This window comes from Streptococcus sp. AM43-2AT (genome assembly GCF_003603405.1).
GTDB lineage: Bacteria > Bacillota > Bacilli > Lactobacillales > Streptococcaceae > Streptococcus > Streptococcus ilei.
The window spans coordinates 496,955-513,831 of the sequence record NZ_QTND01000001.1; the positions used below are offsets into that span (position 1 = coordinate 496,955).

Consider the following 16,877-nt stretch of genomic DNA (forward strand, 5'->3'; position numbering starts at 1 on the left):
TCTGAACAAGGAGAAAATCGGATTCATCAAGCGCTGGCTAGTTATCTATACTTTAGCCTCAGTATAAATACCTTGTTTTTTGTTTTGAAATAAATATGCCTTATAAGGAATCGACTATATCCTTAATAATCTCCATAGGTTTGCTTTTCTTACGACCATTAACGGTTTCAACGATATTATAAACTTTTAAACGATTGTCAGTACCGAAGACAAACTCAAAACGAAAATTACGGCCGTTTGGTGCCGTTGTATCAAATTCTGTTTTATATTTATCATGAATGGGACTAACTGGAAATTTATTAAAGAGCAAACGGCGTTTCTCTCCGGCTTCTTTCAGACAGTTTTCTAACTCCCGACAATAGTTATAAAACATCTGATAGAGGTCTTCTTCCGAAATTCTTCTTCTAAAAACTAATGATTTAAAATCCCAAAAAATTCTGCGCGGGATTTCAATGCTAAATGAAAATCCCTCTTGATTGATTCTTTCTAAAAATTCATCTCTTGTAATCATAGAACCACTTTCTCTTTTTTCAATCTGTAGTATACCATTATTATTTCTATACCTAGTCATTCCATAATGAAATCAAGCAGATCCATCAAGGTGAGTTTCTTACGACCATTGACTGTCTCAAATAGATTATAAACTCTTAGTTGTTGATTCTTTTTGAAAACAAACTCAAACCGGAACTCCCGACCATTTGATTCGACTACATAAAATCTGGTATTATACTTACCCTTCAGCTCTAATTCATGCATTTGCCGGTCTTCTATCTCCCTACAAAGTGAAAGAAATATCTGATAAAGCTGCTCTTCAGAGAGCCTTTTTCTTCGAACCAATGACTTGAAGTCATTATATCCCCACCATGGAATTTGGATATTGAATAAAAAGCCTTCCAGATTCACTTTATCTATAAATGCTTTTCTAGAAATCATACCAATTCCCCTTCTTTGGAATAGCTTTTGACTCTATTATACCATCTTTTATTGTTTCACAAAAAGAGGCTGGGACAAAAGTCCCAGCCTCTCAATTGTCTTTGGATTGTCGAGCAAGACGCAGTGGTTGAGTGGGATCTACTACGCTGATTTCATCAGCTTTCACAGCCCTACTCAACTGTGCGGAGGTGGGACGACGAAATCGAATTCTATCGAATAACCGATTTCTGTCCCACTCTTTACTCTATTTCTTAATAGTACTCCCCTTGACGGTAGTTCCAAGAGTTGAAATGATCGGATAAGTGCATCATGATCTTATCGATATCCAATCCTTTACGGATCACGACTGGACAAGTATTGACAGAACGGCTACCTGCTCCTTGTTCTGGGATGAGTTTTCCTTCCGCATCCACCATAGAAACCATCACCCCTTGTTCATAGCGCGTTTCAATGGTCTTATCTGGTTGGATAGAGGCTACATAATCATCGGCTTCGATGACCAAATCTACGGCACCTTCGATACGCTCACCAATTCCTTGGACCTTCCCACGGTTTCCTTTGCCTGAAGGGTTAGCTGAAGAGGCGTAAACCATCTTGCCTTCTTTTTCCCACATTTCTTTGGCGATTTGCTCACCAGCTTTACCGAATTTGATGACAAAACAGCTGGTTCCACGAACGTCTGTCATGAGTTCTTCGCGTCCATCGCCGAAAGCTTGTAACTTAGCATAGGCATCTTCACGCCAAGGAAGGATACAACCAAGCAAGATATCTTCATCCCAATGTTTTTGGTAGAAGGCATCAATTTCAGGATTCAATTGTGCAAGGGCACGAAGTTCAGCCATGCTTCCACAAAGAACGACACCTGGCTTGTTGCGGTTACGTTCTTTAGCTTCGAACTTCCGTTCCAAGCCAGCCTTGTCACTGGTCATGATGATGTAGCCGACTTTTGTAGGACAGACGATACAACCTCCCTCTCCTTTCAAAATGTCAAATCCTTCTTGTGAAAGTGTTCCGTCCCATTGAATGTGTTTTGTCATAAATTTCGTCCTCTTCTATTCTTTTTTTCTATTCTATCAGATTTCCTGAAAATCTACAATATATTTTCTGAATATTCTTAATTAACTATACAATTTTATTGCCAATAAGCTGGCCGTTGCTTTTCATAAGCGGCAATCAAGTCCTCATATTGAAGTGTAATCCCAATATCATCTAAACCGTTAAGCAATTTGTGCTTCCAATCTTGATCGATCTCGAAGCTAAATTCTCCAACTGGCGAGATAACCTTTTGCTCTTCCAAATCCACCGTCACTGGATCTATTGGCTTCAAGCTGGCCAGTTTTTGTCGAACCTCTAAGGGCTGTACAATCGGGAGCATTCCATTATTGAGTTCATTATTGTAATGGATATCTCCAAAGGATCCGGCGATGACGACTTTAAAGCCATAATCAGCCAAGGCCCAGGCTGCATGTTCCCGAGAGGAACCTGCCCCAAAATTGTCACCAGTGATCAAAATGGTTGCCTTGCGGTATTCCGGCTTATTAAAGATAAATGTTGGATCCTCGGTATACTGATCGTCCAAATAGCGCCAAGCATACATGAGGTATTTGCCAAAGCCTTTTTTATCAATCAGCTTTAAGAATTGCTTGGGGAGGATTTGATCGGTATCGATATTATCGTTCATTAAGGGAACGGTTGTCCCCGTATAAATGGTAAATTTCTCCATGATTCCTCCTTTATTGAACTTCAGGCATTTGGCGCACATCGACAAAGCGACCAGCTATTGCCGCTGCAGCTGCCATAGCGGGGCTACAGAGATGAGTCTTGGCCCCAAATCCTTGGCGATCTTCAAAATTTCGGTTGCTGGTAGAGGCACAGTGGACCCCATCTGGAACCTTATCTGGATTCATTCCTAGACACATAGAGCATCCTGGGTCCCGCCATTCAAAACCTGCATCCATAAAGATTTTATCCAAGCCCAACTTTTCAGCGGCTTGCTTAACCGGACGAGAACCAGGTACGACAATGGCTGTTAAGTTGGGCGCGATCTTTTTGCCTTTCACAAACTTGGCTGCCAACTCCAAATCGCTGAGACGCGCATTGGTACAAGATCCGATAAAGATATAGCCTAATTCAATGTCTGCTGGTTTTTGGCCAGGTTCTAGATCCATATAATGATAGGCACGTTCATCGTTCATGTCCCGAATCTCTGGAAAGGGAGTTTCAATGTCCACTCCCATAGAAGGATTGGTCCCCCAAGTTACCATCGGAGCCAAGTCAGATACATCCATACGGATGACCTTGTCATATACGGCATCGTCATCACTGACCAGAGTCTTCCAATCCGCTACTGCTGCCTCAAAATCATTTGGCACACATTCGCGTCCGCGAAGGTAGTCAAAGGTCTTTTGGTCTGGATTCATGATTCCCATCTTAGAGCCAAACTCAATAGACATGTTACAGATGGTCATCCGCTCTTCCATGGTTAAGCGATCAATCGCTTCTCCCCGATACTCTACGACGTAGCCAACTCCACAGGCAACACCGTAGCGCGCTATCAAAGCTAGGATGTAATCCTTTGAATAAATCCCTTTTTGCGGGGTTCCGGTGAATTCGACCAACATCTTCTTGGGTTTGACCTGCCAGATGGTCTGGGTGGCAAAGACATGCTCTACCTCACTGGTCCCAATTCCAAAGGCAATTGCACCGAAGGCTCCATGGGTTGCAGTATGGCTGTCTCCACAGACGATGAACTTTCCAGGCTGAGTTCGTCCAGTTTCAGGACCAACCATATGAACAATTCCTTGCTTAGCAGAACCATGGGCAGCATGATCAATCCCAAAGTCTTTGACATTCTCAGCTAATTTATCAATCTGGGCCTTAGAAATCACATCCCGGATATCATAAATGTTAACAGTGGGGACATTGTGATCAAAGGTTCCAAAGGTTAAATCTGGCCGTCGAACCTTGCGTCCTGCATCCCGTAATCCCTGAAAGGCTTGGGGACTGGTGACCTCGTGGATATAGTGTTGGTCCACATACATGAGTTGGGGCTGGCCTTGCTCACCGGTCACTACATGCCGTTCCCAGATTTTATCAAAAATTGATTTTCCTGCCATCCTTACCTCCATAAAGCGTAGAGTGTGTATAGGGTGATAAGGGTTCCTAAAAGCCAGGTAACCTTAAAATACCACTTCTGTGTTTTGTGATGAAAGAGGAGCCCTCCAGTCCAAGCCCCTAGCCCCCCAACTGCAAAAGCATAAAAGAGCAAGGTCTTTTCTGGTATCCGCCAGTCATTTCGTTTAGCCTTTTCCTTATCAACTCCGTAGAGGATCCCTACGAAGAGATTCCATAGAAGAATCAAGCCAGTAATCATTCCTTTTACACTCATAATCGTTTTATAATCTCTTCTGTCATTTCTCTTGTCGAAGCACTGCCTCCTAGATCTCTCGTGAAGACGCCTGTTGCTAGAGTCGCTTCAACCGCTCTTTCAATACGGCTAGCTTCTTCCTCTCGATCAAAGCTCTCTCGCATCATCATGGCAACAGAGAGGATCATCGAGACTGGATTCGCCACGCCTTGACCCGCAATATCTGGAGCTGATCCATGAATAGGCTCATACATGCTTGGTCCTGACTCCGAATGACTAGCCGATGGCATAACGCCAAGAGTTCCAGATAAGACACTGGACTCATCTGAAAGGATATCTCCAAAGAGGTTTTCCGTCACGATCACATCAAAGCGAGAAGGATTGGTAATCATCAGCATAGCTGCTGAGTCTACCAACTGGTGCTCCAAGGTCACATCCGGAAAGTCTAATGCCACTTGGTCTGCAACTTTTCTCCAAAGCTTGGAGGTTGCGAGGACATTTTGCTTATCAATGCTGGTGACTTTCTTGCGACGTCCACGCGCAATCTCAAAAGCCTTACGCACAATTCGCTCCACTTCTTCCACTGTGTAATCATTGATATCCCGCGCTTGATCATCTTCTAAGATATGCTCTCCAAAGTAAATCCCACCGGTTAGTTCACGAACCACTACAAAATCTACCCCATGAATCCGGTTTTCCTTCAAAGGTGAGAGGTGCTTGAGGGGGTCGTAGATTTTGACTGGGCGAATGTTGGCATAGAGGTTGAGCTCCTTACGAAGAGCCAATAAAGCTTGCTCTGGCCGAATCGGTGCCTGGTCATACTGGGGACTTCCGATAGCTGCTAAGAGAATGGCATCGGCTCCCCTTGCAGCCTCAAGAGTGGAAGCTGGTAGAGGATGACCAGCCACATCAATCCCAGCTCCACCAAATGGATGCGCTTGGACTGAATAGTCAAAATTTGTTTTTTCTGCCACTGCTTGCAGAACGGTCAGTCCAGCTTCCATGATTTCTGGTCCAATCCCGTCCCCGGCTAGGGCGACAATTTTTTTCGTCATTACATTCTCCTTTAGGCTTCTGGTAGATCCCGATAGGACACAATATGGCCAATCTCTCCGGCATTCTCTTTTTGCACCAAGGTATTGGCATTGATATAAGCGATCGCTGAAGCCTTCAAGACGTCAAAGTCCAAACCGGATGCATTGAAGATAGTATCCGTCGCTTCGTTTTCAACAGTGACCAGTACACGCGCTTGGGCATCAATCCCATCTGTCACCGCATCAATAGTGTAGGAAGTCAGACGAACTTCTTGATGGAAGAATTGATCAATAGCATTAAAGATTGCTTCCACTGAACCTTGACCTTTGGCAAGGTATTCAAGAATTTCACCATTTTCATTTTTCAGACTGACTGCTGCGGTGATGCTTTCATCTTCATTGGTTGTAAGGCGAAGATCATCAAAGTGGAAGCCTTCTGGATTTTCCACTGCTGTACCGGCAACAAGGGCGCGGATATCGGCATCAGTGATCTCGTGTTTCTTGTCTGCCAGAGATTTGAACTTCGCAAACAATGGCTGGATGTCTTCTTCTGTGAATTCCAATCCCAACTCATGCAGTTTTTCGACAAAGGCATGGCGCCCTGACAATTTACCAAGTGGAAGACTGTTGCTCTTGACACCCACCAACTCAGGCGTGATGATTTCATAGGTAAGCGGATTTTTAAGGACTCCATCTTGGTGAATCCCAGACTCGTGTGAGAAGGCATTGCCGCCAACCACTGCCTTGTTTTTAGGAATTGGAATCCCAGAGTAACGAGAAACCAACTCAGAGGTGTTGATGGTTTCATTAAGGACAATCGGACTCTCCACTTGGAAATAGTCTTCGCGAATATTAAGGGCGACCGCCACTTCTTCAAGCGCAGCATTTCCAGCCCGTTCACCGATTCCATTGATGGTTCCTTCGACACGACCAGCTCCATTCTTGACAGCGGCGAGGCTATTAGCAACTGCCATCCCTAGATCATCATGGCAATGAGGAGAATAGATGATCTCGCGGTCTGTTTTGACATGGTCAATCAAGTATTTGAAAATCGCGCCATATTCTGCTGGTGTCGTGAAGCCGACCGTATCAGGAATATTGATGTAGCTAGCCCCTGCATCGACTGCAGTTTGAACGACTTGCAAGAGGAAATCCAATTCCGTCCGAGTCGCATCTTCCGGTGAGAACTCCACAATCTCAAACTTAGAACGTGCGTAAGAGACGTGCTCTTTGATAGCCTCAAGAATTTCTTCCTTGGTCTTGTTGAGTTTAAACTCCCGGTGAATCGGACTGGTTGCGATAAAGACGTGAACTTGCGGATACTTAGCATCTTTCAAGGCTTCATAACAAGCATCAATATCGGATTTGACCGAGCGAGCCAAACCCGTCACAGCAGTCTTGGTCAAGGTCTTTGCAATTTCCTGCACAGCTGTGAAAGAATCGGGACTGGCTGCTGGAAAACCTGCTTCGATAGCAGAAATGCCCCACTTCTCCAATTGCTTGGCAATGGCAATCTTTTCTTTGATGGAGAAATTGACTCCAGGAGTCTGTTCGCCATCCCGAAGACTGGTATCTAAAAATTCAACTTTACGCATAGGGTCTCCTCTTTTCTAAACATAGTGAATAAAATAAAAACATCTCGCCAGTTACCTAAGCGAGATGTTTTGTTACTCCCGCTTGGTAAGCCAAACAGGACTAATGCTTTTGCACTAGCCCGAGTACCTCAACAACAAAGCAAATTGAATAAACTTAGCTGTTTTCATGTTTGACTTTTCTCCTTTGTTTGATGTCTTGTTTAGTATTTTAGCACAGGGAAAATTGAATGTCAAGAATTTTCTATAATATTCTGAATTTTTTGAATAGAAGAAAAATAAAGGCGAAAGCCTCTTTTTGCTTTCGCCTCTTATTCTTATTTTTTTCTGTAGAGATCAAAGATGATTTGATCATTGTAAAGATCAATGGTATTTGCTTTGACATAAAAATTCATCTCATTTTTGATCTTGGCAAGCTCGATCTTTATCGTCGCCTCTTTGCTATCAATGCTTACAAAGTCAGGTAGATCCTTGTTTGTAGATAGCATCTGCATCACGGTCTTCTTAGGAAGTTTCAAGGTCCCAACTGAAAAATCCTTGAGAGTCAAGAGGATGCTCCCATCCTCTAGCTTACTCGGCTGGAAATAGATATAGAGGGGGTACTCCTTTCCTAAAAAGTTCAGTTTCCCCTCCAGTAACATCTGTTGATTGTCTGCATAAAGTTGATAATCACTCAAATGATAACTTTTCAGCATGACCTTGATGGTTTCATTAAGTTGAGCTCTTGTCGTTGTCATACTGCCAATCTTAACATCTCCTTTTTGGTTAGGAGTCTGTAGTTGACGGACATCCTCTCGAACCGTTGAGAAGCGAGTCCATACGACTAGACTGGTTGCGAATAAGAAACTGACCAAGCTAAGAAAGAGCCATTTCCAGATATTTATCGGGGTTTTCTCTCGTCTCTCCTTAAAATGAGGCCCTGTGGTTGGTGGCTTGACCTTCTTTTCACTCAAACCATTTTTTCTTAGTTGCATGTATTTTCTCCAGTACGGCTTCTTTCATAATTTCATATCCTGTATTATTGGGATGAAAACTATCCTCGTCATACAAGGCATCGTTGGTCACAGTTTCTTTTCCTAATTCGTTCTCTGTCACCCCACTCTTACCATCAATGCCCTTATAGAGAAGGTCGTTGATCGGAACAAAATAGACGCCCTGATAAGCAGAGAGGGTCTCCTCCGTTCTTTGGTTCCATTGATCCACAAGCGTCTGCAATTCCGTTAAATCGGGGAAGTTGAGATACAAGGGATTATAGATCCCCACTACGTAAATAGGCAAATCAGGATTGTCTTTGCGGGCCAATTCAATAATTTGTTTAAGATTTTTCACGTAAGTCTTAGACGGCTTATCAAAGCGATCCAGATCTAAGTTGCTGGTATCCTCAAGAATGGCCTTTCGCAGATCATTGCCCCCGACAGTGATGGTCAGTAACTGAGCCTGCTTCAAATCCTTTCGAATCTCCTTTTTCTCCTGCATACGTGTCAAAATTTGACTGCTGGTATTGCCAGCTACACCATAGTTAATCGCTTTGAATTCAAGACCTGTTTCATTGGTCAAACTCTGAGCAAGAAGAGGAACAAAGCCTCCTTGATTGGTGCTATCTCCTACGCCTTTCGTCAAAGAATCCCCAATCGCTACATAGGTGACTGTCTTTTTTGGGGCGCTTGCTGATGGTTTGGTCATCACTGGTTCTGCCGAAGGAAGGAGCCAATTGACCAGAAAAAAGCAGACCAGAAAAGTGACCAAACAATACAAGATCATTTCTAGTATTTTTCTACTATTCATATACTCCTCATTCGTCCAGCCTTTAATTTAGATTTCTTGATTGTCTTTTAGTTCCGTTCAGGCTTGGTAGACAATGTTCCCCTGGCAGATGGTATAAGCTACCTGTCCCTTGAGGGATTCTCCAACAAATGGGGAATTGGCTGCCTTAGAGGCAAAATGATCAGATACCAAACGGTCAGCCTCTGGGTCAAAGATCACAATATCTGCTGGTCCACCAACTTCTAAATAGCCTGCTTCAAAGTGATAGAGTTTTGCAGGATTATAAGTCATTTTTTCTAAGAGCTCCATTAAACTAAGCTCTCCAGCGTGAACCAAATAGGTCAAACCAAGCGATAGAGAGGTTTCTAATCCTGTCATGCCGGAAGGAGCTTTGGTGATATCGGCCACGTTCTTTTCATCCGCATGATGAGGCGCGTGGTCCGTTGCAATCACAGAAATAACTCCTGACTTCAAGCCTTCGATCACTGCACGGCGATCCTCTTCCCGACGAAGGGGAGGATTCATCTTGGCATTGCTTCCCTTAGACAGCAAAAGATCTTCTGTCTTAGAGAAATGCTGAGGAGCTACTTCTGCTGTGACTGGAGCGCCGATTGCTTGAGCAAACTCAACTACCTTCACACTCTCAGCTTTAGAAAGGTGCTGGATGTGGAGGTGACCACCTGTCGCATGAGCAATCATGGCATCACGCGCTGCCATAGAGTATTCAGCTACACCTGTCGCTCCACAAACCTTGAAGTGTTCTCGGGCAATGTGCTCATTGAGTCCCAGAATGCCATTCAATTCTGGATCTTCTTCATGCAGACTAATAAAGGTACCTAGACGCTTGGCTTCTTCCAAAGCTTGACGCACTACTTTGGTACTTTGCAAAGGTATCCCATCATCAGAGAAACCGACAGCCCCAGCTTGTAACAAGCCTTCAAAGTCGGTCAAATGTTGGCCATCAAAGTTCTTGGTAACCGTCGCAACTGTCTTGACATGAATGGCTTCCTTGGCAGCAGAATCCAAGACTTCATTTAAGGTCTCGACATCCGAAATAGTTGGAGTGGTATTGGCCATCATGACAACTGTCGTAAAACCACCCGCTGCGGCTGCCAGAGCTCCGGTGTGAATATCTTCCTTGTGGGTCTGACCAGGTTCACGGAAGTGAACATGAATGTCCACTAAACCTGGCGCTACCACCTTGCCACTTGCATCAATGACTTGGGCTTGCTCGTAAGAAAGAGATGGGCCTATTTCAACAATTTTACCCTGATCTACCAAGAGATCACACACTTGATCCAAACCAGTTTTTGGATCCATGACACGACCATTTTTAATGACTAACATCTTCTACTCCTTTATTCATAGAAATCGACATGGGTCTCTAGTAAGCGATCCCCATCATAGCGAAACATTGCTGAAAAGAAGGGTCTATCTTCCAAGAGCCACTCGACAAAGGTGTGGTCCCCTTCCCAAGTAGGTTTTGAGAGGACTTGATCATAAGGCACCCACTCCAATGTCCCTTCGTTACACTCGATGAGCTCTCCTTCAAAATCGGTCACCTTGAAGACATAGGTGTACCAGTCCAGATCTGGAGTAAATTCAGGGAAGGTAATGATCCCTTTCAAGACTGGCTTGGCTCTAAGGCCCGTCTCCTCAAAAATTTCACGCGCAGCACACTCTTGAGGAGTTTCTCCGCGTTCTAATTTTCCACCAACTCCAATCCATTTGCCTTCATGGACATCATTGGGCTTTTTATTGCGATGCAACATGAGAAATTCTTTCCCATTGTCGATATAACAAATCGTTGCTAATTGTGGCATTTCTTTCTCCTATCTTAACCAATCAATCGGCTCGCGTCCCGCTTTTTCCAAAAATTGATTGGTTTTTGAAAAGGGCTGGGAACCAAAGAATCCTCGGTAGGCCGATAAGGGACTTGGATGAGCTGATTCAAGGACCAAATGTCGATCGTGGGTAATCAAAGGCTTTTTCTTACGAGCGTAAGATCCCCAGAGGATAAAGACGACTGGCTCCTCCAACTCATTAACCACCTTGATCACAGCATCTGTAAACGGCTCCCAAATTTTTCCAGCATGGCCATTGGCCTGCCCAGCGGGCACCGTCAAGCAGGCATTGAGCAAGAGCACCCCTTGTTCAGCCCAAGTAGTCAGATCATGCGACCGCTTCTCACCAATGTCTGAGCGCAATTCTTTGAGAATATTTTGCAAAGAAGGCGGTGCTGGTACATGATCCGGGACAGAAAAACTTAAGCCTTGTGCTTGATCCGGTCCGTGGTAGGGATCTTGGCCTAAGATCAAGACCTTGACCTGATCCATCCCCGTTGTCTGTAGGGCCTTAAAGACCTTATCACGTGGTGGATAGACCACTCCTTGGCTATAAACCTCATTCATAAAGTCATTGATCTGATGAAAATACCCTTCCGGAAGATGGGATTTGATGGCTTCGTGCCAGGGGGAATGTTGCATGGAAACTCTCCGCTATCCAATAAATTCTTACCTTTCATTATACCACATTTGACACAGATCCACTGGATAAAAAAGAGGCTGGACAAGTTTATCCAACCTCTGTTTCTGCCTGTTCAATAAGCGAGAGCTTTAGTTGTTTTCTTTCTTAGTAAATCCTGCTAAACCAATCGAAGCCACTAGCAAAATTTGCGGTAAGAATTGGATGAGGTAACGGGTCTTCCCGCCTTCAAAGATGGTTAAGAAGAGCAAACCACCAAAAACCGATAAGGAAAGGAAGTTAAAGGCATCCGTATCTCGACGCTTGAGATAAGCCCCAAGCAAGCCAGCCGACAGGACGATCCAGATCACCTGCTTGATAAATTCATAATTCTTGTACTGTGGCCGATCCGTGCTGAGGAAATAGGTCCGCACCCATTTAGCAAATCCATTATTTTTTGTGAGTGTTGCATAGAGAGGATTGATATAAGGCGTCTTCTCATACTCTACATCTCGGTAAAGCCAACCCAGGGTGCCTTCTGCTACCGTCAAGGATTGCTTGTAGTAGATATGACCGATCAAACCGAAAGGTCCATACTCCTTGAGACGGCGCTTGATTTCTTTAATGACATTTTCCTTCTTGAAGAGACCATTGTTGTAGTCTGAGCGCTTGTCCTCATCGATATAAGCCAGCAAGCCCTCTTTCATATCTTCTTGGTTATGCCCCATATCCGTCAAGCCTAGATTGATAAACAAGAGTGGTCCTTTGGCCAGCCCTTCTTCTTTCAGAATCGGCACGACCCTTTGATGATTGACCGCTGTATTCAATCCTGCAAAGACAAATCCTGTCGTCATAACGGTCACCGTAGCAATCTTGCCAAAGACCTTCCAGTTTCCTCTAAAGAAGAGTACAGCCCAAAAGGCGATCATGACAATAATTGTCGTTGGACGAATCAGCATTGTTACACCAGATAAAATCCCTAAACCAAACATCTTCTTCCAGGAGATCCCTGCTTGGTTTTCCTTCAAGAGATCCAAGGCCCACCATAATTGCAGAGCAATTAAAGGAAGTGGCGGAATGTCCGTATACATGGAATAGAAATAAGGCGAGTAACAGATCAAGCTCACATAAAAGAGATAGACTAAATCAGCCGTTTTTTGATTAAAATGCTTCTGTGACAGTTTGTACAAGAGGACGGCCCCCAGATTGACATAGAGCATATTGAGAAGTTGCATGACCCACAGACCACTAGAGCCAAACAACACATAGAAAAACTTTTCATAGAGAAAGAGCGGAATGTTATTCGGATTGCGGCTGAGATAGTTGGTGATGGAAGATTGCTTCAGAAGCTCAAAAGCCCCCTTAAAAACCACCGCAGCATCCCGACGGATCAAAAGTTCCGCACAAACCATGACAATCAGCTGAAAGACGATTGCACCAAGCAAGAAGCCTTTTTTGTGCTGGGTCAACCAAGCAAGGGCTCTTTTGACCCCATCGCGTTTCAACCAGCCTAGCAGAAATAGCAATCCAGCACCTAAAATGGCTAGCCATGAAATCTCTCTCAGATAGGTCACACTGATCAAGAACCAGTGGACCATCACTAGCAACATGATACCATGAAGCATCCCAAATAGAATACGTTTACTTTTCGATAACATAAATCCATTATATCAAAAAAACAGCATTTCTGCTGTTTGTGACTGGTACGAAATCATTTAGGCCGAGGAATGATCTTCACTATTTGCAATCTTCCTTGAAATCAAGCTTGACTTCTCGCAACTCTGTGAATGCAAGTCCTCTGTAAAATAGGATCACAATTAGAAATAAATTCAATGCCAAAAACAAGCCAAAATGTTGTTCCTGTCATTTGCATTTTTATACCCTTCCACATAGACTAGCGACTTCCAAATTCCCTAAAAAGAGTTCTTACTCTTCTCTTTTCAACCAATTTTCACGCTGTGCTTCTTCTGCTAAATCTTTTGCTTTATCGATATCCAATGAATTTGAATTCGAGGGGGTGTTGGATTCAATATCTTCTTCCAATTCTTGTAAGATTTGAACATCCTTAGGGGTCAAATTCGAAACTGTAGGGTCTGCTTTAGGCAGAGGACGATAGAACATAAAGAAACCTACAATGACAATCAGAAGAGCGGCAACCGATATGAGAAACCCTTTCTGGAAATCTTCAACAGGTATTTTAGTACCTTTCGTGGACAAGTCCTTCCACTCTGGGTGTTGCTCCTCAGCCTCTTTTTTAGCATTAAAAGCAGGTGTAATCAAGACTCGATTCATCAAGGTGATTGCACCCAGGGACATTAGCAAAAACGGAATATGGCGTGATTGACTGATGATCACTAAACTTCCACCTGTAATAGCAATCAAGCTGATGAGGATATTAACGGTAAACCAAACTCTCGCCTGCTTTTTCGTTTCCAAATACTTTTCTTTTGTCATGTGCTTCTCCCTTAAGATCGCTTATATCGTAAAACAATTACCATAATCATACAGGATTATTCTATGTATTTCAAGTTAGCTAACAACTAGTGAAAAGAGGATAAAAAAGAAGCGCAAGAAACGCTTCTGTACGATTAGTTATTTTGCCAAGTTTCTTGGTTTTCCTTGAAACGGCGCAACATTTCCAAACCTTCAGAGGTAATATAACCTTGTTCTTCTGCCAAATGAATCAGTTCTGTGTAGTTAGACAAGGTTTCGAGTTGAACGCCAGCTTCTGCAAATTTCTTATCGGCTTTTTCCAATTGGTAGGTGAAGATAGCCACCACACCAAGGACATCTGCTCCTTCACGTTTCGCAGCTGCGACAGCATCCAAAACTGAACCGCCTGTAGAAATCAAATCTTCCACCACTACCATCTTTTGACCTTGTGGGACACGGCCTTCGATTTGGTTCCCAGCACCATGATCTTTTGGTTTGCTACGAATGTAGGCAAAAGGCAAGTTCATCTTGTCAGCGATAATGGCACCGTGAGGAATCCCTGCAGTTGCTGTTCCAGCAATCACTTCTACTTCAGGGAAAGCTTCTTTGATTTTGTCTACAAATCCATTCTCAATCAAGGTACGAGTTTCAGGATAAGCGAGGGTCACACGATTATCTGTATAAATAGGGGACTTGATCCCTGAAGCCCAAGTAAAAGGCTCTTCTGGTTTCAAATAAACGGCTTCAATTTTTAGAAGATGGCTGGCAATATCTTTAGCTAATGACATAATAACTCCTTTTTTACGATTTTAATCGAATACGAATTAAATAGGAAATAGTTTTAAACAATAACAGTATAGGTTGGTGAATGCGTTAGGAAAAGTCCCATCGGACTTTCCAGAGTTCCGACACTTGTTTGAAAGAAACGATAATTTTTTTTCAAACAAGTTAGGGAATGGTTTAGGGAAGGCCCCATCGGGCTCCGATTATTCCGACGATTAGAAGAAAGAAACGATATTTTTCTTTCTTCTAATCTAGTGAATGCGTTAGGAAAAGTCCCATCGGACTTTCCAGAGTTCCGACACTTGTTTGAAAGAAACGATAATTTTCTTTCAAACAAGTTAGTGAATAGTTTAGGGAAGGCCCCATCGGGCTCCGATTATTCCGACGATTAGAAGAAAGAAACGATATTTTTCTTTCTTCTAATCTAGTGAACTCGTTAGGGAAGATCCTATCGGACTTCCCGTAGAGCTACAAAAGTTTCACTTTTAGTAGCTCTTACGAGTTCCACTGTCTCTTAATCTCATGGTAAGCATCCCATGGGTTTTCTGCTTGGATGATCGGACGTCCAACGACAATGTAGTCTGAACCGATGGCGTGGGCTTCTTGTGGGGTCATGACCCGTTTTTGGTCACCAATTTCTGCTCCCGCAGGACGGATACCTGGGGTTACACAGACAAACTCTTCTGATGTAGCCTTCTTGATCAAATCAACTTCATGGGCTGAACAAACAACTCCGTCCAAACCAGCCTCTTGTGCTTTTCGGGCATAATTAACTACTGATTCTTGGACAGTGGTTTGGATGTTTTGGCAATCACGCATGTCTTCTTCACTGGTAGAAGTCAACTGAGTCACCGCCACCAACTTGGCCCCTGACCCAAGTGCTTTTTTAGCTTCGCGCATCATCTCTACACCGCCGGCCGCATGAACTGTCACCATATCCACACCAAAGGTGCCAAGGACAGACATTGCTGACTTAACCGTATTTGGGATGTCGTGCAATTTTAGATCCAAGAAAATACTGTGGCCACGACCTTTCAGATAGTGGACAATTTCTGGTCCAACTGCATAGAAAAATTCCATTCCTATTTTTACAAAAAGTTTTTCATCTTCTGGGAAATGTTCTAAAAAGTTTTTTACATCTTCAAAAGCTGGAAAGTCAAGGGCGATGATGGGACGTTCTTCACGCATGGGTTTCTCCTTTTAATGGGTGACATTTTTTCCACAAAAAAACCTTGCCCGAGGCAAGGTTACACGAAAATTAGGTAGTATCTACCCTGATTCACCGTCTAGACCTTAGGAGCCTCTCTGGACCACTTTAAAGGTTTTTCTACATTGTAGTACGATATTAAAGAAAAGTCAAGAAATAATCATAAAACGTTCGGATTCCATCTGTCTTTTTCATCTTTCGACTAGGAAAGATTCATAAACATGTTAAAAGATTGACGAATAAACGTTTTTCCTGTAAAATTTTTGCTATGCTGAGTAAGGGTTGTTTCAGTTGTAGCTTACTCAGTAGCCTGTTGGGGTTGTAGCCAGCAGGCATTTTTTATTTTCATGATAATCCTTATAATAGATTTTCTCGAACATGTTTTCGTAAGTTCTCAAGAGTGTCAATGCCATATCGATCCATGACCTGCGGCAGGGCTTCGATGATCGTTGGACAAGCATAAGGATCGGTGAAATTGGCAGTGCCGACACCGATCGCAGAAGCGCCAGCAATCATCATTTCAATCGCTGCTTCTGCTGAATCTACACCCCCCATTCCAATGATTGGAAGTTTCGTGGATTGGGCTACTTGGCGGATGAGTTTCAAGGCTACTGGGAAGATAGCTGGTCCTGACATACCTCCCGTACCATTGGCAATAATAGGCTTACCAGTCTTGAGGTCGAAGCGCATCCCGACCAAGGTATTGATCATGGTTAAGCCACTTGCTCCCGCATCTTCCGCAGCCTTGGCTACTTGAGTGATGTCTGCTACACTAGGGGTCAATTTAACGTAGACAAGGACTGAGGATGCTTCTACTGCAGCTTTTACCGCATCATAGGCCAACTCAGGAACCTGACCAATCAAAAGCCCGTTATTCCCATGGTCCACATTGGGACAAGAGATATTAAGCTCGATGGCCTTTACATTTGGTGCTTGAGAAATCTTCCGCGATACCGTCGCATACTCTTCGTTGGAAAATCCTGCTACGTTGGCAATAATCGGTAGATCTGGATAATGCTGGGCTAACCAAGGGAGTTTCTCTGCGAGAACGACATCGACACCTGGATTTTGGAGACCAATGGCATTGAGCATTCCTGCAGGAGTCTCTGCGACACGTGGTGTGGGATTGCCAAAACGAGCCTCAGCTGTCGTTGCCTTGATCATAATGGATCCTAATAAGTCCAAGTCATAGTATTTGGCATATTCTTGGCCAAACCCAAAACAGCCAGAAGCTGGGATGATGGGATTTTTCAAGTCTAATCCTGGTAAGGATACAGCTAATCGATTACTAGTCATACTTT

18 protein-coding genes are annotated in these 16,877 nt (G+C 43.6%); all 18 read right to left on the reverse strand.

Going from position 1 to position 16,877, the window contains the following annotated elements:
• Window positions 1-100: 100 nt before the first annotated feature.
• Window positions 101-511 carry a hypothetical protein gene (locus DW930_RS02455; RefSeq protein ID WP_042507507.1) on the reverse strand — a complete coding sequence of 137 codons (411 nt, stop codon included), beginning with the start codon at window positions 509-511 and terminating at the stop codon, window positions 101-103.
• 56 nt (window positions 512-567) lie between these two features.
• Window positions 568-933: a hypothetical protein gene (locus tag DW930_RS02460; protein ID WP_123159226.1), complete on the reverse strand. Its 366-nt coding sequence runs from the start codon at window positions 931-933 to the stop codon at window positions 568-570.
• A 251-nt stretch (window positions 934-1,184) separates the two neighbouring features.
• Window positions 1,185-1,970: a Sua5/YciO/YrdC/YwlC family protein gene (locus tag DW930_RS02465; protein ID WP_123159227.1), complete on the reverse strand. Its 786-nt coding sequence runs from the start codon at window positions 1,968-1,970 to the stop codon at window positions 1,185-1,187.
• Window positions 1,971-2,065: 95 nt separating this feature from the next.
• Entirely contained in the window at window positions 2,066-2,656 is a 591-nt protein-coding gene (gene leuD / locus DW930_RS02470; protein WP_123159228.1) for a 3-isopropylmalate dehydratase small subunit, read from the reverse strand.
• 10 nt (window positions 2,657-2,666) lie between these two features.
• Window positions 2,667-4,049, reverse strand: coding sequence for a 3-isopropylmalate dehydratase large subunit (gene leuC, locus DW930_RS02475; protein WP_123159229.1), 1,383 nt, complete (start codon window positions 4,047-4,049; stop codon window positions 2,667-2,669).
• Window positions 4,050-4,051: 2 nt separating this feature from the next.
• Entirely contained in the window at window positions 4,052-4,321 is a 270-nt protein-coding gene (locus DW930_RS02480) for a DUF1294 domain-containing protein (RefSeq protein ID WP_123159230.1), read from the reverse strand.
• On the reverse strand, window positions 4,318-5,355 hold the full coding sequence (gene leuB / locus DW930_RS02485) for a 3-isopropylmalate dehydrogenase (RefSeq protein WP_123159231.1): 1,038 nt from the start codon (window positions 5,353-5,355) through the stop codon (window positions 4,318-4,320). The genes DW930_RS02480 and leuB overlap by 4 nt, the downstream gene beginning before the upstream one ends.
• A gap of 11 nt (window positions 5,356-5,366) precedes the next feature.
• A complete protein-coding gene (locus tag DW930_RS02490; protein WP_123159232.1) occupies window positions 5,367-6,929 on the reverse strand; it encodes a 2-isopropylmalate synthase in 1,563 nt (520 codons plus the stop codon).
• A 314-nt stretch (window positions 6,930-7,243) separates the two neighbouring features.
• Window positions 7,244-7,900 (reverse strand): YpmS family protein, encoded by a 657-nt coding sequence (locus DW930_RS02495; RefSeq protein WP_123159233.1) that lies wholly within the window; start codon window positions 7,898-7,900, stop codon window positions 7,244-7,246.
• On the reverse strand, window positions 7,872-8,711 hold the full coding sequence (locus tag DW930_RS02500) for an SGNH/GDSL hydrolase family protein (protein ID WP_023026763.1): 840 nt from the start codon (window positions 8,709-8,711) through the stop codon (window positions 7,872-7,874). Before DW930_RS02500 ends, DW930_RS02495 begins: the two co-directional genes overlap by 29 nt.
• A gap of 57 nt (window positions 8,712-8,768) precedes the next feature.
• Complete coding sequence (locus DW930_RS02505; RefSeq protein ID WP_123159234.1) at window positions 8,769-10,037, reverse strand: dihydroorotase; 1,269 nt, start codon at window positions 10,035-10,037, stop codon at window positions 8,769-8,771.
• An 11-nt stretch (window positions 10,038-10,048) separates the two neighbouring features.
• On the reverse strand, window positions 10,049-10,513 hold the full coding sequence (locus DW930_RS02510; RefSeq protein WP_123159235.1) for an 8-oxo-dGTP diphosphatase: 465 nt from the start codon (window positions 10,511-10,513) through the stop codon (window positions 10,049-10,051).
• Between the two features lie 9 nt (window positions 10,514-10,522).
• Entirely contained in the window at window positions 10,523-11,176 is a 654-nt protein-coding gene (locus tag DW930_RS02515) for a uracil-DNA glycosylase (RefSeq protein ID WP_123159236.1), read from the reverse strand.
• A gap of 129 nt (window positions 11,177-11,305) precedes the next feature.
• Complete coding sequence (locus tag DW930_RS02520; RefSeq protein ID WP_123159237.1) at window positions 11,306-12,811, reverse strand: glycosyltransferase family 39 protein; 1,506 nt, start codon at window positions 12,809-12,811, stop codon at window positions 11,306-11,308.
• Window positions 12,812-13,079: 268 nt separating this feature from the next.
• A complete protein-coding gene (locus tag DW930_RS02525; protein WP_123159238.1) occupies window positions 13,080-13,607 on the reverse strand; it encodes a hypothetical protein in 528 nt (175 codons plus the stop codon).
• Window positions 13,608-13,741: 134 nt separating this feature from the next.
• A complete protein-coding gene (gene pyrE, locus DW930_RS02530) occupies window positions 13,742-14,374 on the reverse strand; it encodes an orotate phosphoribosyltransferase (protein WP_023023091.1) in 633 nt (210 codons plus the stop codon).
• Between the two features lie 490 nt (window positions 14,375-14,864).
• A complete protein-coding gene (gene pyrF / locus DW930_RS02535) occupies window positions 14,865-15,557 on the reverse strand; it encodes an orotidine-5'-phosphate decarboxylase (RefSeq protein ID WP_123159239.1) in 693 nt (230 codons plus the stop codon).
• A 376-nt stretch (window positions 15,558-15,933) separates the two neighbouring features.
• A complete protein-coding gene (locus tag DW930_RS02540; RefSeq protein WP_023023087.1) occupies window positions 15,934-16,872 on the reverse strand; it encodes a dihydroorotate dehydrogenase in 939 nt (312 codons plus the stop codon).
• Between the last annotated feature and the right edge of the window lie 5 nt (window positions 16,873-16,877).